The 24374-nt window shown below is 62.0% G+C and carries 20 protein-coding genes and 1 tRNA gene; all 21 read left to right on the plus strand.

Annotated elements, in window-relative coordinates:
- The first annotated feature begins 86 nt into the window (after positions 1 to 86).
- The 21 genes from tuf to fusA all read left to right on the plus strand — a co-directional run bounded on the left by tuf (position 87) and on the right by fusA (position 24361).
- Entirely contained in the window at positions 87 to 1262 is a 1176-nt protein-coding gene (gene tuf, locus JWJ88_RS02695) for an elongation factor Tu (protein ID WP_205294585.1), read from the plus strand.
- A gap of 253 nt (positions 1263 to 1515) precedes the next feature.
- On the plus strand, positions 1516 to 2409 hold the full coding sequence (gene yghX, locus JWJ88_RS02700; RefSeq protein ID WP_205294586.1) for a YghX family hydrolase: 894 nt from the start codon (positions 1516 to 1518) through the stop codon (positions 2407 to 2409).
- 51 nt (positions 2410 to 2460) lie between these two features.
- Positions 2461 to 2853, plus strand: a complete 393-nt coding sequence (locus JWJ88_RS02705; protein ID WP_205294587.1) for a VOC family protein — start codon at positions 2461 to 2463, stop codon at positions 2851 to 2853.
- Positions 2850 to 3263 carry a GFA family protein gene (locus JWJ88_RS02710; RefSeq protein ID WP_205294588.1) on the plus strand — a complete coding sequence of 138 codons (414 nt, stop codon included), beginning with the start codon at positions 2850 to 2852 and terminating at the stop codon, positions 3261 to 3263. Before JWJ88_RS02705 ends, JWJ88_RS02710 begins: the two co-directional genes overlap by 4 nt.
- A gap of 122 nt (positions 3264 to 3385) precedes the next feature.
- Entirely contained in the window at positions 3386 to 4039 is a 654-nt protein-coding gene (locus JWJ88_RS02715; protein WP_205294589.1) for a CatB-related O-acetyltransferase, read from the plus strand.
- A gap of 56 nt (positions 4040 to 4095) precedes the next feature.
- Positions 4096 to 5937 carry an ABC transporter ATP-binding protein gene (locus JWJ88_RS02720; protein ID WP_205294590.1) on the plus strand — a complete coding sequence of 614 codons (1842 nt, stop codon included), beginning with the start codon at positions 4096 to 4098 and terminating at the stop codon, positions 5935 to 5937.
- Positions 5938 to 5987: 50 nt separating this feature from the next.
- A tRNA-Trp gene (locus tag JWJ88_RS02725) sits at positions 5988 to 6063 on the plus strand.
- A gap of 46 nt (positions 6064 to 6109) precedes the next feature.
- Complete coding sequence (locus JWJ88_RS02730; RefSeq protein ID WP_205294591.1) at positions 6110 to 6985, plus strand: hypothetical protein; 876 nt, start codon at positions 6110 to 6112, stop codon at positions 6983 to 6985.
- Positions 6986 to 7063: 78 nt separating this feature from the next.
- A complete protein-coding gene (secE, locus tag JWJ88_RS02735) occupies positions 7064 to 7258 on the plus strand; it encodes a preprotein translocase subunit SecE (protein WP_240200180.1) in 195 nt (64 codons plus the stop codon).
- A gap of 194 nt (positions 7259 to 7452) precedes the next feature.
- Entirely contained in the window at positions 7453 to 7992 is a 540-nt protein-coding gene (nusG, locus tag JWJ88_RS02740) for a transcription termination/antitermination protein NusG (RefSeq protein WP_205294593.1), read from the plus strand.
- 74 nt (positions 7993 to 8066) lie between these two features.
- Positions 8067 to 8519 (plus strand): 50S ribosomal protein L11, encoded by a 453-nt coding sequence (gene rplK / locus JWJ88_RS02745; RefSeq protein ID WP_205294594.1) that lies wholly within the window; start codon positions 8067 to 8069, stop codon positions 8517 to 8519.
- 3 nt (positions 8520 to 8522) lie between these two features.
- Positions 8523 to 9221, plus strand: coding sequence for a 50S ribosomal protein L1 (gene rplA / locus JWJ88_RS02750; protein ID WP_205294595.1), 699 nt, complete (start codon positions 8523 to 8525; stop codon positions 9219 to 9221).
- Between the two features lie 235 nt (positions 9222 to 9456).
- Positions 9457 to 9972 carry a 50S ribosomal protein L10 gene (gene rplJ / locus JWJ88_RS02755; protein ID WP_205294596.1) on the plus strand — a complete coding sequence of 172 codons (516 nt, stop codon included), beginning with the start codon at positions 9457 to 9459 and terminating at the stop codon, positions 9970 to 9972.
- 67 nt (positions 9973 to 10039) lie between these two features.
- Entirely contained in the window at positions 10040 to 10414 is a 375-nt protein-coding gene (gene rplL, locus JWJ88_RS02760; protein ID WP_205294597.1) for a 50S ribosomal protein L7/L12, read from the plus strand.
- A 242-nt stretch (positions 10415 to 10656) separates the two neighbouring features.
- Entirely contained in the window at positions 10657 to 14805 is a 4149-nt protein-coding gene (gene rpoB / locus JWJ88_RS02765; protein ID WP_205294598.1) for a DNA-directed RNA polymerase subunit beta, read from the plus strand.
- A gap of 80 nt (positions 14806 to 14885) precedes the next feature.
- Positions 14886 to 19094 (plus strand): DNA-directed RNA polymerase subunit beta', encoded by a 4209-nt coding sequence (rpoC, locus tag JWJ88_RS02770; RefSeq protein ID WP_205294599.1) that lies wholly within the window; start codon positions 14886 to 14888, stop codon positions 19092 to 19094.
- A gap of 199 nt (positions 19095 to 19293) precedes the next feature.
- The gene (locus JWJ88_RS02775; protein WP_205294600.1) at positions 19294 to 20235 is read left to right on the plus strand and encodes a DMT family transporter; all 942 of its coding nucleotides are present in this window, start codon (positions 19294 to 19296) and stop codon (positions 20233 to 20235) included.
- Positions 20235 to 21083 (plus strand): putative rhamnosyl transferase, encoded by an 849-nt coding sequence (locus JWJ88_RS02780; protein WP_205294601.1) that lies wholly within the window; start codon positions 20235 to 20237, stop codon positions 21081 to 21083. Before JWJ88_RS02775 ends, JWJ88_RS02780 begins: the two co-directional genes overlap by 1 nt.
- A 281-nt stretch (positions 21084 to 21364) precedes the next feature.
- Positions 21365 to 21736, plus strand: coding sequence for a 30S ribosomal protein S12 (gene rpsL / locus JWJ88_RS02785; protein ID WP_010399029.1), 372 nt, complete (start codon positions 21365 to 21367; stop codon positions 21734 to 21736).
- Between the two features lie 12 nt (positions 21737 to 21748).
- Positions 21749 to 22219: a 30S ribosomal protein S7 gene (gene rpsG / locus JWJ88_RS02790; RefSeq protein WP_205294602.1), complete on the plus strand. Its 471-nt coding sequence runs from the start codon at positions 21749 to 21751 to the stop codon at positions 22217 to 22219.
- An 18-nt stretch (positions 22220 to 22237) separates the two neighbouring features.
- Entirely contained in the window at positions 22238 to 24361 is a 2124-nt protein-coding gene (gene fusA, locus JWJ88_RS02795; RefSeq protein WP_205294603.1) for an elongation factor G, read from the plus strand.
- Positions 24362 to 24374 lie beyond the last annotated feature (13 nt).

The following is a 24374-nucleotide window of genomic DNA, read 5'->3' on the forward strand; positions in this document are numbered from 1 at the left end:
TTTTTCCCCACCGCGATTATAAGTCGCGGCGGATGTTTTCACGACGGGGGCTGTCGCGCGGGTGGCCCCCCCGATAGGAGGCCATGATGGCAAAGGCAAAGTTTGAACGTACGAAACCGCACGTCAACATCGGAACGATTGGTCACGTTGACCACGGCAAGACGACGTTGACTGCCGCGATCACGAAATACTTCGGTGATTTCAAGGCCTACGACCAGATCGACGGCGCTCCTGAAGAGCGTGCCCGGGGGATCACGATCTCGACCGCGCATGTTGAATACGAATCGGACAACCGTCACTACGCGCACGTCGACTGCCCCGGCCACGCCGACTACGTGAAGAACATGATCACGGGCGCCGCGCAAATGGACGGCGCGATTCTGGTGGTGAACGCGGCCGACGGCCCGATGCCGCAGACGCGCGAACACATCCTGCTGGGCCGTCAGGTCGGCATCCCCTACATGGTGGTGTACCTGAACAAGGTCGACCAGGTGGACGACGCCGAGCTTCTGGAACTGGTCGAGATGGAAGTGCGCGAGCTGCTTTCGTCCTATGACTACCCCGGCGACGACATTCCGATCATCAAGGGCTCGGCGCTTGCGGCTCTGGAAGGTCGCGACAAGGAGATCGGCGAGGATTCGGTCCGCGCGCTGATCGCCGCCGTCGACGAATACATCCCGACGCCGGAGCGCGCCGTGGACCTGCCGTTCCTGATGCCGATCGAGGACGTGTTCTCGATCTCGGGCCGCGGCACGGTCGTGACCGGCCGTGTCGAGCGTGGCGCGGTGAACGTGGGCGACGAGCTTGAGATCATCGGCATCCGCGACACCAAGAAGACGATCTGCACGGGTGTCGAGATGTTCCGCAAGCTGCTGGATCGCGGGGAAGCGGGCGACAACATCGGCGCGCTGCTGCGCGGCGTGGACCGTGACGGCGTCGAGCGCGGTCAGGTTCTGGCGAAGCCGGGTTCGGTGACGCCGCACACGACCTTCGAGGCGGAGGCCTATATCCTGACCAAGGAAGAGGGTGGCCGTCACACGCCGTTCTTCGCGAACTATCGTCCGCAGTTCTACTTCCGCACGACGGACGTGACCGGGACGGTGAAGCTGCCGGAAGGCACCGAGATGGTGATGCCTGGCGACAACCTGAAGTTCGAGGTCGAGCTGATTGCTCCGATCGCGATGGAAGAGAAGCTCCGCTTCGCGATCCGCGAAGGCGGCCGCACGGTCGGCGCGGGCGTCGTGTCGAAGATCCTGAAGTGATCTGTCGGGATCACGGAAGGGTCGCGAGACGCGCCACGCGGGCGGTGTCGAAGATGCTGAAGTGATCTGCGTGCCGGGCGGCGGCCTCGCGCCCCGCCTGTGCCACGTGCCGCGAAACTCGTCGGGTGATCCCAAGCGGATATCATGACGACAAAAGGCCGCCCAAAATGGGCGGCCTTTGACTTTTGACAGCGTTTTGAAAGGCTGGCCCCTTGGTCTGTGTTAGCTTTGGGCATCATAGGAGGGCACGATCATGACCGAACGCAGGAAGGCTTCCGAGTTTCACCCCCGCATCCTGGAAATTTTTGACGGCTATGTGCATGGCCGGATCAGCAAGCGCGACTTCATGGTGCAGGCGGCGCAATTCGCCACTGCGGGCATGAGTGCCGCCGCGATTTTTGAGGCTTTAAGGCCGAATTACGCGCTGGCTCAGCAGGTGCCGGCCGATGACCCTGCCATTGCCACGCAGACCGCCAGCTATGACAGCCCGCAGGGCAACGGTCGGATAAGCGGCTTGATGGCGCAGCCGGCCGGAGGGGCAGGGGGCAAGCTGCCTGCCGTTCTGGTGGTGCATGAGAATCGCGGCCTCAATCCCTATATCGAGGATGTGGTGCGCCGGCTTGGCAAAGCCGGCTATCTGGCCTTTGGGCCGGACGGGCTTAGCCCGCTGGGCGGTTATCCCGGCAATGACGAGCAGGGCCGCGAGATGCAGGCCAGTCTGGACCCGGCCAAGCTCATGGAGGATTTTTTCGCGGCCTACGAGTTTCTCCGCGACCATCCCGATTCCACCGGCAAGGTCGGCGCGGTCGGATTTTGTTATGGCGGCGGGGTATGCAACGCGCTGGCGGTGGCCTATTCCGAACTGGCCGCTTCGGTGCCCTTTTACGGTCGCCAACCCCGCCCCGAGGAAGTCGCGCAGATTCAGGCGCCGCTGATGCTGCATTACGCTGAAACCGACCAGAATGTGAACGCGGGCTGGCCGGCATACGAGGCGGCGCTGAAAGAAAATGGCAAGGAATATCAGGCGTTTTTCTATCCCGGCACCCAGCACGGTTTTCATAACGACACCACCCCGCGCTATGACGAGGCGGCGGCGGAACTTGCCTGGCAGCGGACGCTGGATTTCTTTGCCGAAAAGCTTTCCTGACACGAACTGTCAGCAGGGCAGGGCGATGATGACCGGGAAAGGAGATTTCGCATGATCGACCATATTGGATTTCCCGTCTTGGATCTGAACCGCGCACGCACCTTTTACGACCGGGCGCTGGCGAGTTTGGGCATTGGCCTGGTGATGGAGGTGACCGAAGAAATGACCGGCGGCCACGGCGCGCATCTGGGCTATGGCCGGGAGGGCAAGCCGTTCTTCTGGATCGGCAGTGGCAGGGCGGCCGTTGCCGCCACCCATGTCGCCCTGAGCGCGCCGGATCGCGCGACCGTTGATGCCTTTCATGCTGCCGCGCTGGCGGCGGGCGGGCGCGACAACGGCGCTCCGGGGCTGCGGCCGGATTATCATCCGGGCTATTACGCGGCCTTCGTGCTTGACCCCGATGGCAATAATATCGAGGCCGTCCATCACGGAGAACCGGCATGACCACCTATCACGGATCATGCTTTTGCGGCGCCATCCGCTTTGAGGCCGAGGGCGACCTGTCCCAAGGCACCATGCGCTGCAACTGCAGCTTTTGCCGCAAGATGCGCTATTGGGAGATGCGCCTGCCCGATCCCGAACAGTTCCGCCTCACTCACGGCGCCGAACTGCTGGCCGAAACCCCTCGCCGCCAGGATGATGGCATGAACATGCATCACCTGTTTTGTTCACGCTGCGGCACGCGGCTGTGGACCGAAGGCCAGATGGAGGAGCTTGGCGGGCGTTTCGTCATGGTCTGCGTCAACGCGCTGGACGACGTTCCCGAGGCCGAACTGATCGCCGCCCCGGTCTTTTACGCGGACGGGGCGCATGACAATTGGTGGAACCCGGCCCCCGAGACCCGGCATTTGTAACGCAGCGCCTGAGGTTGCCTTGGCGGTGAAATCCGGCTATGGTCACCGCCGCAACACAGGGGAATGGTGTCATGGATAACTCGCAGATCTGACCTTTCACGGACGGATTTAAGAGGATTCCCATGACGACTGCTTTCCTTGACGCGGCTTCAGCCCATCCCATGCGCTTTCCGGACGGCACCCTGAACCGGGGGCTTGTGCATCTGAACAGGGTGATCGACCATCCGAATATCGAGATCGGCGATTACACCTATGCCAGTGCGTTCGAGCCACCCGAGGATTGGGCTGCACGGCTGGCGCCCTATACCTATGCCGGCGCGCCCGAGCGGCTGGTGATCGGGCGCTTCGGGCAGTTTGCCGACCGGGTGCGGATCATCACCGCCTCGGCCAATCATCCGATGGCCGGTATCTCGACCTATCCCTTTGCGATTTTCGATCACGGGCGGGTGGGCGATTACATCGATCAGATCAGCGGCTTGCCGGATACGCTGATCGGCCATGACGTCTGGATCGGGGACGGCGCCACCATCCTGCCCGGTGCGCGGATTGGCAGCGGCGTCATCATCGGCGCAGGTGCGGTGGTGGGCGGACAGGTGCCCGATTATGCCGTGGTTGCTGGCAATCCCGGCCGTGTCATACGCATGCGTTTTGACGATGCGACCATCGCCCGGCTGCTGGCGTTGCAGTGGTGGCATTGGCCGGTGGAACTGATTTCCCGTGCTACGGGCGCGCTGGCCCGGGCCGATGTCACGGCACTTGAGCGACTGGTCCCCTGAGGCGGCCATACGAAACGGACCGGGCAGGGGCCCGGACAGATATGATGAGGTCAGACATGTTCAGCTGGTTCGAGCGCCGGCTTGATCCCTATCCCGCCGATCCGCCGCGGATGCCGCCGCAGGGGCTGTGGCGGTTCATCCTGCATTTCTCGCGCGGGACCGAGGGCTATATGCTGTCTATGGCCGCCTGCTCGGCGTTGATCGCCGTGGCTGAGGTGGTGCTGTTCGGCTATCTGGGCGAGCTGGTGAACCGGCTGGCCGGGGCAGATCGCCAGAACTTCTGGGCGCATGAAGGCAACCGGCTGATCCTGATGGGTGCGATCCTGATGATCGGCCTTCCCGCCTTGCAGGTGATGTTTTCGCTTTTGATGCATCAGACGCTGATGGGAAATTTCCCGCAGCGCATTCGCTGGCAGGCGCATCGCTATCTGCTGCGCCAGTCGATGAGCTATTTTCAGGACGAGTTCGCCGGCCGCATCGCCACCAAGCTGATGCAGACCGCGCTGGCGGTGCGCGAAGTCGCGATGAAGTTCATGGACGTGCTGGTCTATGTCGGGGTCTATTTCATCGGTGCGCTGGTGCTGGCGGCATCGACCGACGGTTGGCTGGCGCTGCCTTTCGTCGGTTGGGGCGCGCTTTACGGGCTGCTTCTATGGTGGCTGATTCCGCGCATCGGCCGCATCAGCGAGGCGCAGGCCGATGCCCGCGCGGTGATGACCGGCCGGGTGGTGGACAGCTATACCAATATCTCGACGGTCAAGCTGTTCTCGCATTCCTCGCGAGAGGAGGCCTATGTGCGCGAAAGCATGGACGGGTTTTTGCAGACGGTGCATGGACAGATGCGGCTGGCTTCGATCCAGAACATCGCGCTGTCCACGTTGAACTCGCTTTTGACGCTTTCGGTCACGGTGCTGGGGTTGTGGCTGTGGACCCATGGTCAGATCGATGTCGGTGCGGTTGCCGTGGCCATTCCGCTGGCCCTGCGGCTGGGTAACATGTCGCATTGGATCATGTGGGAATTCGCCGGGCTCTTTGAAAATATTGGCACCGTGCGCGATGGCATCGGCTCGCTTTCGCTGCCGCGCATGGTGACGGATGCCAAGGGCGCGCTGCCGCTTGCGGTGCCCGAAGGACGGGTCGAGTTCAACCATGTCACCTTCCGCTATGGCGAGGTCGCGCGGCCCGGTCGCGGCGCGGTGCTGGACGATCTGAGCCTGGCCATCGCGCCGGGAGAGCGGATCGGTCTGGTCGGGCGCTCGGGCGCAGGGAAATCGACGCTGGTGAACCTGATGCTGCGGTTTCACGACCTCGAATCAGGTGCCATCCTGATCGACGGGCGCAATATCGCGCAGGTCACGCAGGAATCCCTGCGTGCCGCCATCGGCGTGGTGACGCAGGACACCTCGCTTCTGCACCGCTCGATCCGCGACAATATCGCCTATGGCCGGCCCGACGCCTCCGAGGCTGAAATCCTGCGCGCCGCCGAACTGGCCGAGGCGGATTTCATCTTCGGGCTGACCGATTCTCAGGGGCGCCGGGGGCTGGAGGCCCATGTGGGCGAACGCGGGGTCAAGCTGTCGGGCGGCCAGCGCCAGCGCATCGCCATCGCGCGGGTCTTGCTGAAGGATGCGCCGATTCTGGTGCTGGACGAGGCGACCAGCGCGCTGGACAGCGAGGTCGAGGCGGCAATCCAGTCGCAGCTCGACATGCTGATGCAGGGCAAGACGGTGATCGCCATCGCGCATCGGCTGTCCACCATCGCGCGTATGGATCGGCTGGTGGTGATGGAGCAGGGCCGCATCGTCGAACAGGGCACGCACGAGGCGCTTTTGGCGCGCGGCGGTATCTATGCGGGGCTTTGGGCGCGGCAGTCGGGCGGTTTCCTGGAGGCGGAGTGATCTTCCCTCTTGAACCGCGCCCGGACCTGCCGTAAGCAGCAGCGCGGCTTAGGGGTATAGCTCAGTTGGTAGAGCATCGGTCTCCAAAACCGAGGGTCGTGGGTTCGAGTCCCTCTGCCCCTGCCAGCCGCTTTCGCACCATGCCGCCTGCCCTGATTCCTGCCGAGACATCATGGCCCTGAGCATACATCTGGGGGCGCACAAGACCGCCTCGACCCATCTGCAATATTCTCTGCGTCAGATACGGGACAGGCTGCACGAAGCCGGCCTGGCTTATATCGATCCATCCCGGCTGCGTGGCGAGCCGCTGTCGCTGTCGTGGATTTTGGCGCAAGGTATTGGCGGGTCAAATGACGTCGCTGCCGGTCAGGTGTTGCGGGATTTGCGTCAGGGCTGCCCCGATGTGCTGATCTCGGAAGAGAACATTCTGGGCCTGACCCAGCGCAACCGGCTGTTTTCCCGCCGCGGTGAGTTTTATCCCCGAGCTGCGGAGCGAGTGCGGCATGTCATCGCATTGGCGGGCGGTGACCCCGCGGTGCTGTATCTGTCGCTGCGGGATCCGGCATCCTTTATCGTTTCGGCCTTTGCGCTGCAGGTCGCGAGCGGCAAGGAAACCGATATCGAACCCTATCTGTGTGGCAGGGACCCGGCCCACGTCGACTGGGCGGGGCTTGTCAGGCGGCTGAGGGCGGTCGAGGGCGTATCGCGCATCGTCCTGTGGCGCTATGAGGATTATCCCGCGCTGCGCCCGCGGCTTCTGGAGCGGTTGCTGCCTGCCGGTCTGGCACCCGAGGTTCCCGATCCGCCGCCGTCCAACGTCGGCCTGACCCAGGCCGGCTATGAGTGGCTGTTACGCCGCACCCGGTCCGGCGCGGATATTGACCTGCGGATACTGGCGCAACGCGCCCGCCAGCGATTCCGGCCCGACGACGGCCATGCGCCTCTGCGTCTGTTTGACGAGAGGACCTATGCCCGGTCCGCGCAGAACTATGCCCGCGATATCGCCGCCCTTCGCACCATGCCGGCGGTGGAATTTCTGGAGCCCTGATCGCCCACGTTCAGATCGGTGCTTGAAATGGCGGTCGGTGCAGGCTATCTGACCCGCTGCAAGACCAAAGGGAAACTCATGGCCAACCCCGTCCAGTTCATCAGCCAGGTCCGTTCAGAGCTTGGCAAGATCACCTGGCCTAACCGCCGCGAGGTGATGACGACCACGATCATGGTCTTCATCATGGCGACGCTGGCATCGATCTTTTTCTTCCTCGTCGACCTGCTGATCAGGACGGGTCTTTCGACCGTGATCAACCTCATCGGCAGCTGAGGGCTTGCATTGAGGGGCAGGGGGCGTTATGCCCGCCCGACCTGCCCGTGATACGGCGTGCATCGATTCGGTCGTGCGCGCCGATTTCAATTTGGCCGGCGTTTGCGAAGATTGCGTGACGTTGGCGGGGGCGGGCAAGGAATTCAATGGGTAGGCCTTGGCTTACCCGGAAGGAAACAGGGGTCGATCGAGACATGGCAAAGCGTTGGTATTCGGTCAGCGTCCTGTCGAACTTTGAGAAAAAGGTCGCCGAGGCGATTCGCCAGGCAGTGGTCGAAAAGAATCTTGAGGATCAGATCGACGAGGTTCTGGTTCCCACCGAGGAAGTGATCGAGATCCGCCGCGGCAAGAAGGTCACTTCGGAACGCCGCTTCATGCCCGGTTATGTGCTGGTGCGCATGGAATTGACGGATCTGACCTACCATCTGGTGAACTCGATCAACCGCGTCACCGGTTTTCTGGGTGCCCAGGGCAAGCCGATGCCGATGCGTGACGACGAGGTGAATTCGATCCTGCATCGCACCGGCGAGGGTGGGGCCGAGGTCGCGCCGCGCAACCTGATCCGGTTCGACGTGGGCGAAAAAGTGAATGTAACCGACGGGCCTTTCGAGGGCTTCTCGGGCATGGTCGAGGAAGTGGACGAGATCTCGAACCGCATCAAGGTGACGGTTTCGATCTTTGGCCGTCCGACGCCGGTCGAGTTGGAATTCACGCAGGTCGCCAAGACCGCGTGATTGTCTGCGGGAGGCGCGAGCCGCACCGCTAAGTCGGCCCGCAATCGCGGGTGTGATGATAAGGAGAAGGCCAGATGGCCAAGAAAGTTGTCGGCAGCCTCAAGCTGCAAATCAAGGCGGGTCAGGCGAACCCGTCCCCGCCCGTCGGCCCGGCCTTGGGTCAGCGCGGCATCAACATTATGGAATTCTGCAAGGCGTTCAACGCCAAGACGCAGGAGATGGAACAGGGCGCCCCTGTTCCGGTCGTAATCACCTATTACGCCGACAAGTCCTTTACCTTCGAGACCAAGACGCCTCCGGCCGCGTTCCTGCTGAAGAAGGCCGCCGGCCTGAAGCCGCAGGGCAAACGCAACCGCGCCCGCGGTTCGGAAAAACCCGGTCGTCTGGTTGCTGGCACCGTGACCGTCAAGCAGGTCCGCGAGATCGCCGAAACCAAGATGAAGGACCTGTCCGCGAACGACGTCGAAGCCGCGATGCAAATCATCCTGGGCTCGGCACGTTCGATCGGCATCGAGGTGAAAGGCTAAGCCATGGCTAAACTGTCGAAAAAGCAAGCCGCGGCACGCGCCGCCTTCGCCGGCAAGTCGAATCTGCCGATCGAAGAAGCCGTCAAGCTGATCAAGGAAAACGCCACCGCGAAATTTGACGAAACCGTCGAGATCGCGATGAATCTGGGCGTCGATCCGCGTCATGCCGACCAGATGGTCCGCGGCGTCGTTACCCTGCCGAACGGCACGGGCAAGGATGTGCGCGTCGCCGTTTTCGCTCGCGGCCCCAAGGCTGACGAAGCGAAAGCCGCCGGTGCCGAGATCGTCGGTGCGGAAGACCTGATGGAGACGATCCAGTCGGGCAAGATCGAATTCGATCGCTGCATCGCCACCCCGGACATGATGCCGCTGGTCGGCCGTCTGGGCAAGATCCTGGGTCCGCGCAATCTGATGCCGAACCCCAAGGTCGGCACGGTGACGATGGATGTGAAAGCCGCCGTCGAAGCCGCCAAGGGCGGTGAGGTCCAGTTCAAGGCCGAGAAGGCCGGCGTGGTTCATGCCGGTGTCGGCAAGGCCTCGTTCGACGCTGAGAAGCTGGCCGAAAACATCCGCGCCTTTGTGGATGCGGTGAACCGGGCCAAACCCTCGGGCGCCAAAGGCACCTATATGAAGAAGGTCTCGATCAGCTCGACCATGGGTCCGGGCGTGTCGCTGGACCTGGCTTCGACCGCCGCACAGTAAGCGGCAAGAATTTCGCCGGAGTGATCCGGCGAATGGCGGGGCGCCTGCGCCCCGTCCTGTCCGAGACGGAGGGTGCGGGGGAAACCTTGCTTAATTTTCCTTCCTGAGATGGGATCAAGACCATTTTCCGGGCTCGCTCCGGGTGATCTTGGGACCGTCACGGACCCGCCCCGGTGCCGCTTGCGGCGCTGGGAAAATGAGAGCCGGGGGGAAACCCCCAACTTGGAGTGAAACCGTGGATAGAGCGCAAAAAGAACAGGTGGTCGATGAACTCGGCCAGATCTTTGAAGCCTCTGGCGTCGTGGTGGTTGCCCGCTACGAGGGAATGACGGTTGCCGAAATGCAGGGCCTGCGCGCGCAAATGCGCGAAGCTGGTGGGTCCGTTCGCGTTGCCAAGAACAGGCTCGCCAAGATCGCCCTGGATGGGAAGCCTTGCGCAAGCATCGCCGACTATCTGACGGGAATGACCGTGCTCGCCTATTCCGAGGACCCGGTGGCTGCTGCCAAGGTCGCGGATAAATACGCCAAGGGGAACGACAAGTTCGTGATCCTGGGCGGTGCCATGGGCGACACGGCGCTTGACCCGGCCGGTGTGAAAGCCGTGGCCCAGATGCCGTCGCGCGAGGAGCTTATCGCTTCGATCGTGGCCTGCATCGGTGCCCCTGCTTCCAACATCGCGGGCGCGATCGGCGCACCTGCCAGCAACATCGCGGGCATCCTCACGACTCTGGAAGAGCGTGAGGCCGCCTGAGGCAATCCCAATTCCGTCGTGGGGTTGAAACCCCGACGTTGGAACACTTAATGGAAAGAACGGAAAAATGGCTGATCTGAAAAAACTCGCCGAAGAAATCGTGGGCCTGACCCTGCTGGAAGCTCAGGAACTGAAAAACATCCTGAAAGACGAATACGGTATCGAGCCCGCCGCCGGTGGCGCGGTCATGGTTGCTGGCCCGGCCGCTGGCCCGGCTGAAGCCGCCGAAGAAAAAACCGAATTCGACGTCGTTCTGCTGGACGCCGGCGCCAACAAGATCAACGTGATCAAAGAAGTGCGCGGCATCACCGGTCTGGGCCTGAAAGAAGCCAAGGACCTGGTGGAAGCTGGCGGCAAAGTGAAAGAAGGCGCCTCGAAAGCCGACGCCGAAGAGATGAAGAAGAAACTCGAAGCGGCTGGTGCCAAGGTCGAGCTGAAGTAATTGGCCGCTTTGGCCGATTGAATTCGGAAGAATTGGGCAGGGTCCGGGAGCATTTCCGGTCCCTGCCGAACCTGTCTTGAAGGGCGGTTTCGCGAAAAGACCTTCCTTCAGGGCATGTTCGGGGTTCGGGAGCTTCGCGGTGGGACGCGGGGCACGAATGGGACCCCGCCCCTCATTCGCCGCCTTGCGTCGCCCGGGCCCCGACGGTCTGCGCAAGCGAAAGACGAAAGGTAAGACCCTCTATGGCGCAAGCTTATGTCGGCCAGAAACGCATCCGGCGTTACTATGGCAATATCCGCGAAGTTCTGGAGATGCCGAACCTGATCGAGGTTCAGAAATCCTCCTATGACCTGTTCCTGCGCTCTGGTGATGACGAAGGCCATCAGGACGGCGAAGGCATTCAGGGCGTCTTCCAATCGGTATTCCCGATCAAGGACTTCAACGAGACCGCCACGCTCGAATTCGTGAAATACGAGCTGGAGAAGCCGAAATACGACGTGGACGAGTGCCAAAGCCGCGACATGACCTATGCCGCGCCGCTTAAGGTGACGTTGCGTCTGATCGTGTTCGACGTCGATGAGGCCACGGGCGCCAAGTCGGTGAAAGACATCAAGGAACAAGACGTCTACATGGGCGACATGCCGCTGATGACGCAGAACGGCACGTTCATCGTGAACGGTACCGAACGCGTCGTGGTGTCGCAGATGCACCGGTCGCCCGGGGTGTTCTTCGACCATGACCGGGGCAAGACCCACAGCTCGGGCAAGCTGCTGTTTGCCTGCCGCATCATTCCCTATCGCGGCTCGTGGCTGGATTTCGAATTCGACGCCAAGGACCTGGTCTTTGCGCGCATCGACCGCCGCCGGAAACTGCCGGTGACGACGCTGCTTTATTCGCTCGGCATGGATCAGGAAGGCATCATGGATGCCTTCTACAACACCGTGGACTATCAGCTTCAGCGCGCCGGCAAGGGGCAGGCCGCAGGCTGGGTCACGAAGTTTTTCCCCGAGCGCGTGCGCGGCACCCGCCCGAGCTACGACCTGGTGAACGCCGCAACGGGCGAGATCATCACGAAGGCCGGCGACAAGGTGACGCCGCGTCTGGTCAAGCAATTGCTTGAACAGGGCGAGGTCAACCTGCTTCTGCCGTTCGAAAAGATCGTTGGACGCTTCGTCGCCAAGGACATCATCAACGAGCAGACCGGCCTTATCTACGCTGAGGCCGGCGACGAGATCACCGTCGAATACGACCGCGACGGAGAGATCTCGGGCGGTTTGCTGAAAGTCCTGTTGGACAACGGCATCGAGGATATCCCGGTCCTCGACATCGACCACGTGAACGTCGGCCCCTATATCCGCAACACCATGGCTGCGGACAAGAATATGAACCGCGAGCAGGCGCTGATGGATATCTATCGCGTCATGCGTCCGGGCGAGCCGCCGACCGTCGAGGCTGCCTCGAATCTGTTCAACAGCCTGTTCTTTGACAGCGAGCGTTACGACCTGTCCGCCGTGGGCCGGGTCAAGATGAACATGCGTCTTAATCTGGATGCACCGGACACCCAACGCACCTTGCGGAAAGAGGACATCATCGCCTGTATCCGCGGTCTCGTGGAACTGCGCGACGGCAAGGGTGAGATCGACGACATCGATCACCTCGGCAACCGCCGGGTGCGTTCGGTCGGCGAATTGATGGAAAACCAGTATCGCATCGGCCTTCTGCGTATGGAGCGGGCCATCCGCGAACGCATGTCGGGCGTCGAGATCGACACCGTCATGCCGCAGGATCTGATCAACGCCAAGCCGGCCGCGGCGGCGGTTCGTGAATTCTTTGGCAGCTCGCAGCTGTCGCAGTTCATGGACCAGACCAACCCGCTGTCGGAAGTCACCCACAAGCGTCGCCTGTCGGCGCTTGGCCCGGGGGGTCTGACGCGTGAGCGTGCCGGTTTTGAGGTGCGCGACGTTCACCCGACCCATTACGGTCGGATGTGCCCGATCGAGACGCCGGAAGGTCAGAACATCGGCCTGATCAACAGCCTTGCGACCTTTGCGCGGGTGAACAAATACGGCTTTATCGAAACCCCCTATCGCCGGGTGATCGAGGGCCAGGTGACGGATGACGTGGTCTATATGTCGGCCACCGAAGAGATGCGTCACACCATCGCCCAGGCGAATGCCGAACTGGATGGGGAAGGCCGCTTTGTACAAGAGCTGGTCTCGACCCGTCAGTCGGGCGATTTCATGCTGAACCCGGTCGATGCGGTCGATCTGATCGACGTCTCGCCCAAACAGCTGGTCTCGGTCGCGGCGGCGCTGATCCCCTTCCTTGAAAACGACGACGCCAACCGCGCGCTTATGGGCTCGAACATGCAGCGCCAGGCCGTGCCGTTGCTGCGGGCCGAGGCGCCCTTTGTCGGCACTGGCATGGAAGCGACCGTCGCGCGCGATTCCGGCGCGGCGATCATGGCCCGCCGGGGCGGCGTCATCGACCAGGTCGATGCGCAGCGTATCGTTATCCGCGCGACCGAGGATCTGGGTGCGGGCGATGCGGGCGTGGACATCTATCGTCTGCGCAAGTTCAAGCGTTCCAACCAATCCTCGACCATCAACCAGCGCCCGCTGGTCAAGGTGGGCGAGAAGGTGGTCAAGGGTCAGGTCGTGGCCGACGGTCCCTCGACCGATCAGGGCGAACTGGCGATCGGCCGCAACGTGGTCGTCGCCTTCATGCCGTGGAACGGCTACAACTACGAGGACTCGATCCTGATCTCCGAGCGGATCCACCGCGACGACGTGTTCACCTCGATCCACATCGACGAATACGAAGTGGCGGCGCGCGACACCAAGCTGGGCCCGGAAGAGATCACCCGCGACATTCCGAACGTGGGTGAAGAGGCGCTACGCAACCTCGACGAAGCCGGTATCGTCTATATCGGTGCCGAAGTAGGTCCTGGCGACATTCTGGTCGGCAAGATCACCCCGAAAGGGGAATCGCCGATGACGCCCGAAGAAAAGCTGCTTCGCGCCATCTTTGGTGAAAAGGCGTCGGACGTGCGCGATACATCGTTGCGCCTGCCGCCGGGGGCCTATGGTACCATTGTCGAGGTCCGGGTCTTTAACCGTCACGGCGTCGACAAGGACGAGCGCGCCCTGCAGATCGAGCGTGAGGAAGTCGAGCGTCTGGCCCGTGACCGGGACGACGAATTGGCGATCCTTGAGCGCAACATCTATGCGCGCCTGAAGTCGCTGATCATGGGCAAGGAAGTCGTCAAGGGGCCGAAAGGCATCCGTGCCGGCGCCCTGGTGGACGACGATCTGCTGGGCCAGCTGTCTCGCGGTCAGTGGTGGCAGATTGCCGTCGCCGACGAAGACACCGCCAAAGAGGTCGAGGCGCTGAACCAGCAGTTCGACAGCCTCAAGCGCGCGCTGGACAACCGTTTCGACGACAAGGTCGAAAAGGTCCGTCAGGGCGACGATCTGCCACCCGGCGTGATGAAGATGGTCAAGGTTTTTGTCGCCGTGAAGCGCAAGCTGCAGGCGGGCGACAAGATGGCCGGTCGTCACGGCAACAAGGGCGTCGTCTCCAAGGTCGTGCCGATGGAAGACATGCCGTTCCTGGCCGATGGCACCCCGGTCGATCTGGTTTTCAACCCCTTGGGCGTGCCCTCGCGGATGAACGTCGGACAGATCCTTGAGACGCATATGGGCTGGGCCTCGCGCGGTCTTGGTATCAAGATCGACGAGGCGCTGCAGGACTATCGCCGCAATGGCGATATGACTCCGGTGCGCGATGCGATGCGCAACGGCTATGGCGACGACTTCTATGCCGAAACTTTCGAAGGCAAGGACGATGAAACCCTGCTGGAGCACGCGGATGCCGTGCGCGGCGGTGTTCCCGTCGCCACGCCGGTCTTCGACGGTGCGAAAGAGGCGGATGTGAACGACGCGCTGCGCCGTGCAGGCTTTGACACATCGGGACAGTCCGTCGTCTTCGACGGCCGCAGTGGTGAGCAATTCACCCGTCCGGTCACCGTCGGGATGAAATACGTCCTGAAGCTGCACCACCTTGTCGATGACAAGATGCACGCCCGTTCGACCGGGCCTTACAGCCTCGTGACCCAGCAACCGTTGGGCGGCAAGGCGCAGTTCGGTGGTCAGCGTCTGGGTGAGATGGAGGTCTGGGCACTGGAAGCCTATGGCGCCGCCTACACCCTGCAAGAGATGCTGACGGTCAAGTCGGACGACGTGGCCGGCCGGACCAAGGTCTATGAGAGCATCGTCAAGGGCGAGGACAACTTCGAGGCCGGCGTGCCGGAATCGTTCAACGTTCTGGTCAAGGAGGTCCGGGGTCTGGGCCTCAACATGGAACTCCTGGATGCGGAGGACGATGAGTGACGGATCGTTCCGCGGGATGCGCCAAGGCGTTTCCCGCGGACCCGTTGCCTCGCCCCCGCGCCCCTCATTAGGATTTGAAAATGAACCAGGAACTTGCCACCAACCCCCTGAACCCGCTGGCCCAGCCGCGGCAGTTCGACGAAATCAAGATCTCGCTGGCCTCGCCCGAGGAAATCCTCGCCTGGTCCTTCGGCGAGGTGAAAAAGCCTGAAACCATCAACTACCGCACGTTCAAGCCCGAGCGTGACGGGCTGTTCTGCGCGCGTATCTTTGGCCCGATCAAGGACTACGAATGCCTTTGCGGCAAATACAAGCGCATGAAATATCGCGGTCTGGTCTGCGAGAAATGCGGCGTGGAAGTCACGCTGCAAAAGGTCCGGCGCGAGCGCATGGGCCATATCGAGCTGGCCGCCCCCGTCGCGCATATCTGGTTCCTCAAGTCGCTGCCCTCGCGCATCGGCCTGATGCTGGACATGACGCTGCGCGATCTTGAGCGGATCCTGTACTTCGAGAACTATGTGGTGATCGAGCCGGGTCTGACCGACCTGAGCTATGGCCAGTTGCTGACCGAAGAGGAATTCCTCGACGCGCAGGACCAGTATGGCGCCGACGCCTTTACCGCCAATATCGGCGCCGAGGCGATCCGCGAGATGCTGGCCAATATCGACCTGGCCGCCACTGCCGAGCAGTTGCGCGAAGAGTTGAAAGAGGCCACCGGCGAACTGAAGCCAAAAAAGATCATCAAACGGCTGAAGATCGTCGAATCCTTCCTTGAATCGGGCAACCGCCCCGAGTGGATGGTGCTGACGGTGATCCCGGTCATCCCGCCGGAACTGCGTCCGCTGGTTCCGCTGGATGGCGGCCGTTTCGCCACCTCGGACCTGAACGACCTTTATCGTCGCGTCATCAACCGCAACAACCGCCTGAAGCGTCTGATCGAGTTGCGTGCGCCCGACATCATCGTGCGCAACGAAAAGCGGATGCTGCAAGAGTCGGTCGATGCGCTGTTCGACAACGGCCGCCGCGGCCGCGTGATCACGGGTAACAACAAGCGCCCGCTGAAATCGCTGTCGGACATGCTCAAGGGCAAGCAGGGCCGCTTCCGCCAGAACCTTCTGGGCAAGCGCGTGGACTTCTCGGGCCGTTCGGTCATCGTGACCGGTCCCGAGCTCAAGCTGCATCAATGCGGCCTGCCCAAGAAGATGGCCTTGGAACTGTTCAAGCCGTTCATCTATTCGCGGCTTGAGGCGAAGGGGCTGTCCTCTACCGTCAAGCAGGCGAAGAAGCTGGTCGAGAAAGAGCGTCCCGAGGTCTGGGACATCCTGGACGAGGTGATCCGCGAGCACCCGGTTCTGCTGAACCGTGCGCCGACGCTGCACCGTCTGGGCATCCAGGCTTTCGAGCCGATCCTGATCGAAGGCAAGGCGATCCAGCTTCACCCGCTGGTCTGCTCGGCCTTCAACGCCGACTTCGACGGCGACCAGATGGCCGTGCACGTCCCGCTGAGCCTTGAGGCACAGCTGGAAGCGCGCGTGCTGATGATGTCGACCAACAACGTGCTGTCGCCCGCCAACGGCGCGCCGATCATCGTGCCATCGCAGGACATGGTTCTTGGTCTTTACTACACGACCATGGAGCGCGTGGGCATGAAGGGCGAAGGCATGGTCTTTGCCAACCTTGACGAGGTCGAGCACGCGCTTGCCTCGGGTGCGGTGCATCTGCATGCCCGCATCACCGCCCGCCTGCCGCAGATCGACGAGAACGGCAACGAGGTCATCAAGCGTTACGAGACCACGCCCGGCCGGCTTCGTCTGGGGGCACTTTTGCCGAAGAACGCGAAAGCGCCTTTCGAACTGGTGAACCGCCTGCTGCGCAAGAAGGACATCCAGAACGTCATCGACACCGTCTATCGCTACTGCGGCCAGAAGGAATCGGTGATCTTTTGCGACCAGATCATGGGTCTGGGCTTCCGCGAGGCGTTCCGCGCCGGCATCTCGTTCGGCAAGGACGACATGGTCGTGCCGCCGACGAAATGGACGCTGGTCGAGGAAACCCAGGATCAGGTGAAGCAGTTCGAACAGCAGTATCTGGACGGTCTGATCACCCAGGGCGAGAAGTACAACAAGGTTGTCGATGCCTGGTCGAAATGTAACGACCGGGTTACTGACGCCATGATGAAGACCATCTCGGCCACCAAGACGGACGAGAACGGCGCCGAACTGGAGCCGAACTCGGTCTATATGATGGCGCATTCGGGCGCTCGGGGCTCGGTCAGCCAGATGAAGCAGTTGGGCGGGATGCGCGGCCTGATGGCCAAGCCGAACGGCGAGATCATCGAGACGCCGATCATCTCGAACTTCAAGGAAGGTCTGACCGTTCTTGAATACTTCAACTCGACCCACGGCGCGCGGAAGGGTCTGTCCGACACCGCATTGAAGACCGCGAACTCGGGTTATCTGACCCGTCGTCTGGTCGATGTGGCGCAGGACTGCATCATCCGCGAACACGACTGCGGCACCGACCGGGCGATCACCGCTTCGGCGGCGGTCAACGATGGCGAAGTTGTCAGCCCGCTGTCCGAGCGTGTGCTGGGCCGTGTCGCGGCCGAGGACGTGCTGGTTCCGGGCGAGGACGTGGTGATCGTTCGCAAGAACGAGCTGATCGACGAGCGCAAGGCCGACGAGATCGAAGGGGCGGGCGTGCAGAATGTTCGCATCCGCTCGGCTCTGACCTGCGAATCCGACGACGGCATCTGCGCGCTCTGCTATGGCCGTGACCTTGCACGCGGCACGCTGGTCAACATCGGCGAGGCGGTCGGCATCATCGCTGCCCAGTCCATCGGTGAACCGGGGACGCAGTTGACGATGCGGACCTTCCACATCGGCGGTATTGCCCAGGGTGGCCAGCAGTCCTTCATCGCAGCCGCGCAGGAAGGCACAGTGGCTTTCGAAAACGAAAGCACACTGGAGAATGCCAATGGCGAGCTGATCGTGATGAACCGCAACATGCAGTTGCACATCAAGGGCGCGGCAGGCGACACGCTGGCCAGCCACAAGCTGTTCTACGGCTCGAAACTGTTCGTGCGCGAAGGCGATGCCGTCGCTCGCGGCCAGAAGATGTTCGAATGGGACCCCTATACCCTGCCGATCATCGCCGAAAAGGCCGGTGTGGCGAAGTATGTCGACCTTATCACCGGGATCTCGATCCGGGATGAGACCGACGACGCCACCGGCATGACGCAGAAGATCGTGACGGACTGGCGTTCGGCGCCGAAAGGTAATGAGCTGAAGCCCGAGATCATCATCGTCGATCAGGATGGCGAGCCGGTGCGCAACGAACAGGGCAACCCGGTCACCTATCCGATGTCGGTCGAGGCGATCCTCTCTGTCGAAGAAGGGCAGGAGATCCGGGCCGGCGACGTGGTGGCGCGTATCCCGCGCGAAGGTGCCAAGACCAAGGACATCACCGGGGGTCTGCCCCGCGTGGCGGAACTGTTCGAGGCCCGTCGTCCCAAGGATCACGCGATCATCGCCGAACTCGACGGCTATGTGCGCTTTGGCAAGGACTACAAGAACAAGCGCCGTATCTCGATCGAGCCTGCGGACGATACATTGACGCCGGTTGAATACATGGTGCCGAAAGGCAAGCACATCCCGGTGCAGGAAGGCGACTTCGTGCAAAAGGGCGACTATATCATGGACGGCAACCCGGCGCCGCATGACATCCTGCGCATCATGGGGATCGAGGCACTGGCCGATTACCTGATCGACGAGGTGCAGGACGTCTATCGTCTGCAAGGCGTGAAGATCAACGACAAGCACATTGAGGTGATCGTTCGCCAGATGCTGCAAAAGATCGAGATCCTCGACAGCGGTGATACCACGCTGCTGAAGGGCGAACACGTGGATCGCGACGAGTTCGAGGAAGAGAATGCCAAGATCGAATCCCGGGGTGGCCGTCCGGCCACGGGCGAGCCGGTGTTGCTGGGCATCACCAAGGCGAGCTTGCAGACCCGCAGCTTCATCTCGGCCGCCTCGTTCCAGGAAACGACGCGCGTGCTGACCGAGGCCGCTGTTCAAGGCAAGCGCGACAAGCTTGTCGGCCTTAAGGAAAACGTCATCGTCGGCCGGTTGATCCCGGCCGGCACCGGCGGGGCCACGGCCCGCGTGCGCCGCATCGCGACCGAGCGTGACCAGGAGGTGATCGAGGCGCGCCGCGCCGAGGCGGAAGCTGCCGCCGCGCTGATCGCCCCCGAGGACACTGCGGTCGAGGTCGGCGGCGACGAATGATCGTCTCGCGATAATACAGAAAGGCCCGGCACCAGTGCCGGGCCTTTCTTTTTGCCGAAGCGGGCTGTTCAGGTAACCTGGGGTCAATCGGTGCGTGACGAAAAGGTCGCCATCCATTCACCCTTGGTCCCGACGTCCAGCCGGCTATGGCTTTTCTCTTGCGGTCTTCCTAAGCATTGGAAAACAGCCGGGAATCGCCATGCGCACGCCGTTTCTTTCATTCACCCGAAAGGGGCGGCCCCCTGCCGAGCCGCAGATTTTTTCCGCAAGCGCCGCCGATAACCTGCGCGGCTCGCTGTTGATGACGCTTAGCGTGGCGGCGTTTATCTGCAACGATGCGCTGATGAAGGCGGTGACCCAAAGCTTGCCGCTTTATGAAGCCATCGCCATCCGCGGCGGGATGGTGTTGCTGACCATGATGCTGGTCGCGCAGGCGCAGGGCGGCCTGCGCCTGAGGGTGCCTAGCAGCGATGTCGGGCCCTTGGCGCTTCGCACGCTGGCTGATGTCGCCTCGACCGTGCTTTACCTTTTGGCGCTGCGGCGGATGGCGCTGGCCGATATCTCGGCGATCATGCAGGCGCTGCCGCTGGCTGTGACGCTGGCGGCAGCGCTGTTCTTTGGCGAAAGGCTGGGTTGGCGCCGAGTGCTGGCCATCGGGATTGGCTTTGCCGGCGTGCTGCTGATCCTGCGGCCGGGAACCGGCGCTTTTGACCAGTGGTCGGCAGTCGCACTGACGGCGATGATGCTGATCGTCTTGCGCGACATGGTGACACGGACGTTTTCGACCCGGGTCGGCTCTTCTGCCGTCGCCTTTTATGCGGCGCTGGCAGTGATGTTGGCAGGCATTGTGCTGGGCTGGGCCGAGGGCTGGCGCAGTCCGACCGTGGCCGAACTGGCACTGCTGGCGTTGGCGGCGCTGTTTCTGACCGTGGGCTATATTACCGCAGTCGCCACGATGCGGGTGGGCGAGATTTCCTTTGTCGCACCTTTTCGATATACATCGCTGGTCTGGGCCGTGGTGCTGGGGCTGGTGATCTTTGGCGAATGGCCGGATGCCTGGACCTGGGCGGGTGCATCTCTGGTGGTGGGGGCGGGGATCTACACCATCCTGCGCGAGCGCAAGTTGCAAAGGACCGTTTGATGCGTGTGCAGATGCTTGGTTTGTGCCGGCTTTCCTATCTGGGCGGACGCGGCTTTCAGGTCATGCACGAGACGATCGAAGAGCGCCGGGCATTTCTTTACGACCCTGAACGTCTGGCCCGTCGCTGGTTCTGGTTCGAAAACGTCACACTGCCGGGGCTGCTGGCCCAGACCGATCCCGATTTCACGCTGATCCTGATGACCGGTCCCGATCTGCCGGAGCCCTATTTGTCGCGTCTGCGCGAACTGACCGAGATCATGCCCCAAGCCCGGCTGGAACTGATCCCGCCGATGGAGAAGCATCTTGATGCCTGTCTGGCGGCCACGGCGCCGCATATTCAGCACGATGCCGATGTGGTCGGTCATTTCCGTCAGGACGACGATGATGCGGTGGCCATCGACTATATCCACGACGCGCGGCAGGACTTCGCCGTGCTGCAGCCACTATGGGAACGTCGCCGCCGGCTTTCCTGCGACTATTCGCGCGGGCTGGTGCTGAAAGCGACGCAAAAGGGTGTCTTGGTCGAGCCGCGAATGATCTATAACGCCGCAGCCGGGTTGACTGTTTATCTGCCGCCCGATGCGCAACGCAGCGTCATGCATTTCCCGCATTGGAAGATCGGAATGTCGATGCCGGGGGCCACGTTGCCCGGCAAGGTAATGTTCGTGCGCTTCCTGAACCATGACAACGATTCGGGCGCCATCGGCGCCGGCTATCCGTGGGAGGGCGATCCATCTGACTGGCAGGCGCTTTTGGCCCGGCGGTTCCGCATTCATCTGGACACGCTGGACCATGCCGCACGCGACTTCAGCCTGCCGGGTGCCGACCGGCCGCGTTGGGGTGTCTGAAGGGTGAGTGGGGGAATGCGGCGGCGATCATGCCCGAGGGGTTGTTGACTCACCCCCGGTTTGCTCATATACGCCGTTCACCCGACAGGAAACTGATCGGGACCCAGAACCTCTGTGGTCATGATCCGGGCCGGAATGGCTCGATCCTCTGGTAATTCATCCCGTCCTCCCCCTCTCGGGGACAGGATGGGTTCTGGCGTTTCACAATACGGGTGATTCGCTGTCGAGAAGTGGCGCAGCCGGTGGCTGCGAGTATTGACGAAAGCAAGACGGGGAACCGAATGCCGACGATCCAACAGCTGATCCGCAAACCGCGGCAGCCCAAGGTGCAGCGCAGCAAATCGCAGCACTTGCAATCCTGCCCGCAAAAGCGGGGAGTGTGCACGCGCGTCTATACCACGACGCCGAAAAAACCGAACTCCGCTATGCGTAAGGTGGCCAAGGTCCGCCTGACGAATGGCTTCGAAGTGATCTCCTATATTCCGGGCGAAAAACACAACCTGCAAGAGCACTCGGTCGTGCTGATCCGCGGGGGCCGGGTGAAAGACCTTCCCGGTGTGCGCTATCACATCCTGCGTGGTGTTCTGGATACCCAGGGCGTCAAGGATCGTCGTCAGCGTCGTTCGAAATACGGCGCGAAGCGTCCGAAATAAGGAGATAGGCAGATGTCTCGTCGTCACGCCGCTGAGAAGCGCGAAGTATTGCCCGACGCCAAATATGGCGATCGCGTGCTGACTAAATTCATGAACAACCTGATGATCGACGGCAAAAAATCGGTTGCCGAACGCATCGTCTACAGCGCCCTTGACCGGGTCGAGGGCAAGCTCAAGCGCGAGCCGATCGAAGTCTTCCACGAGGCGCTCGATAACGTGAAGCCCTCGGTCGAAGTGCGTTCGCGCCGCGTCGGTGGTGCCACCTACCAGGTTCCGGTCGAAGTGCGTCCGATCCGTCGCGAGGCTCTGGCCATCCGCTGGCTGATCGCCGCGGCCAAGAACCGCAACGAGCACACGATGGAAGAACGCCTTGCCGGTGAACTGGCCGATGCCGTGAACGGCCGCGGCACCGCCGTCAAGAAGCGTGAAGACACGCACAAGATGGCCGACGCCAACAAGGCGTTCAGCCACTACCGCTGGTAACCGGAAGGAAGGCCCTTAATGGCACGCGAATATCCGCTGGAGCGCTACCGGAACTTCGGGATCATGGCCCACATCGATGCGGGCAAGACCACGACGACCGAGCGGATCCTGTTCTATACCGGCAAGAACCACAAGATGGGCGAGACGCACGAAGGTGCGTCCACCATGGACTGGATGGAGCAGGAAGCCGAGCGCGGCATCACCATCACCTCGGCCGCAACCACGACTGCATGGCAGCGTCACGAGGACGCCGAGTTCACTCCGGTCGAGAGCGAGCGTTGCCGTTTCAACATCATCGACACGCCCGGCCACGTGGACTTCACCATCGAGGTCGAGCGTTCGCTGGCGGTTCTGGACGGCGCAATCTGCCTTCTGGACGGTAACGCCGGCGTCGAGCCGCAAACCGAAACGGTTTGGCGTCAGGCCGACCGCTACAAGGTTCCGCGGATCGTCTTTGTCAACAAGATGGATAAGATCGGCGCAGATTTCTTCAAATGCGTCGCCATGATCAAGGACCGCACCGGCGGCACGCCTTGCCCGATCGCCCTGCCGATCGGTGCCGAGGACAAGCTGGAAGGCATCGTCGACCTGATCAAGATGGAAGAATGGGTCTGGAAGGGCGAAGATCTGGGTGCTTCCTGGGTTCGCCAGCCGATCCGTGAAGAGCTTCAGGACGTTGCCGAGGAATGGCGCGGCAATATGATCGAACTCGCCGTCGAACAGGACGACGAGGCGATGGAAGCCTATCTGGAAGGCAATGAGCCTGACGAGGAAACGCTGCGCAGGCTGATCCGCAAGGGTACGCTTTCGCTGTCGTTCTTCCCGGTGATGGCCGGTTCCGCCTTCAAGAACAAAGGTGTGCAGCCGCTGCTGAACGCGGTCGTTGACTTCCTGCCTGCTCCGACCGACGTGCCGGCCTATGTCGGCTTCGCGCCCGGCGACGAGACCGAGACCCGCAACATCGAGCGTCATGCGCGGGATGCTGAGCCTTTCTCGGCTCTGGCATTCAAGATCATGAACGACCCCTTTGTCGGCTCGCTGACCTTTACGCGGATCTATTCTGGCCAGCTCAAGAAGGGCGACCAGATGCTGAACTCGACCAAAGGCAAGCGTGAACGCGTCGGCCGCATGATGATCATGCACGCCATCAACCGCGAAGAGATCGATGAAGCCTTTGCCGGCGACATCATCGCGCTGGCCGGTCTGAAGGAAACCACCACGGGCGACACGCTTTGTGATCCGGCCAAACCGGTGGTTCTGGAAACTATGACCTTCCCCGAACCGGTGATCGAGATCGCTGTTGAGCCGAAGTCCAAGGCCGACCAGGAAAAAATGGGCCTTGCCCTGCAGCGCCTGGCCGCCGAAGACCCGTCCTTCCGCGTCGAAACCGATATCGAGTCGGGTCAGACCATCATGAAGGGCATGGGCGAACTTCACCTCGATATTCTCGTGGATCGTATGAAGCGCGAGTTCAAGGTCGAGGCGAATATCGGCGCTCCGCAGGTGGCTTATCGCGAGACCATCTCGAACGAAGCCGAGATCGACTACACGCACAAGAAACAGACCGGCGGTACTGGTCAGTTCGCGCGCATCAAGCTGGTCATCACCCCGACCGAGCCGGGCGAAGGCTACTCGTTCGAATCGAAGATCGTCGGCGGTGCTGTGCCCAAGGAATACATCCCGGGTGTCGAAAAGGGCATCAAATCGGTGATGGATTCGGGTCCGCTGGCCGGCTTCCCGGTGATCGACTTCAAGGTGGCGCTGATCGATGGTGCTTTCCACGACGTCGACTCGTCGGTTCTGGCCTTCGAGATCGCCGCGCGCGCTGCCATGCGCGAAGGTCTGAAGAAAGCGGGCGCCAAGTTGCTCGAGCCGATCATGCGCGTCGAGGTGGTCACCCCGGAGGAATATACCGGTTCGATCATCGGCGACCTGACCAGCCGTCGTGGTATGGTCCGGGGTCAAGACACGCGCGGCAACGCGAACGTCATCGACTCCTTCGTGCCGCTGGCCAATATGTTCGGCTATATCAATAACCTGCGTTCGATGTCCTCGGGCCGTGCGGTGTTTACGATGCAGTTCGACCATTACGAGGCCGTGCCGCAGAACATCTCGGACGAGATCCAGAAGAAATACGCATAATCCCGGCGGTGCG

The organism is Paracoccus methylovorus, from assembly GCF_016919705.1.
GTDB lineage: Bacteria > Pseudomonadota > Alphaproteobacteria > Rhodobacterales > Rhodobacteraceae > Paracoccus > Paracoccus methylovorus.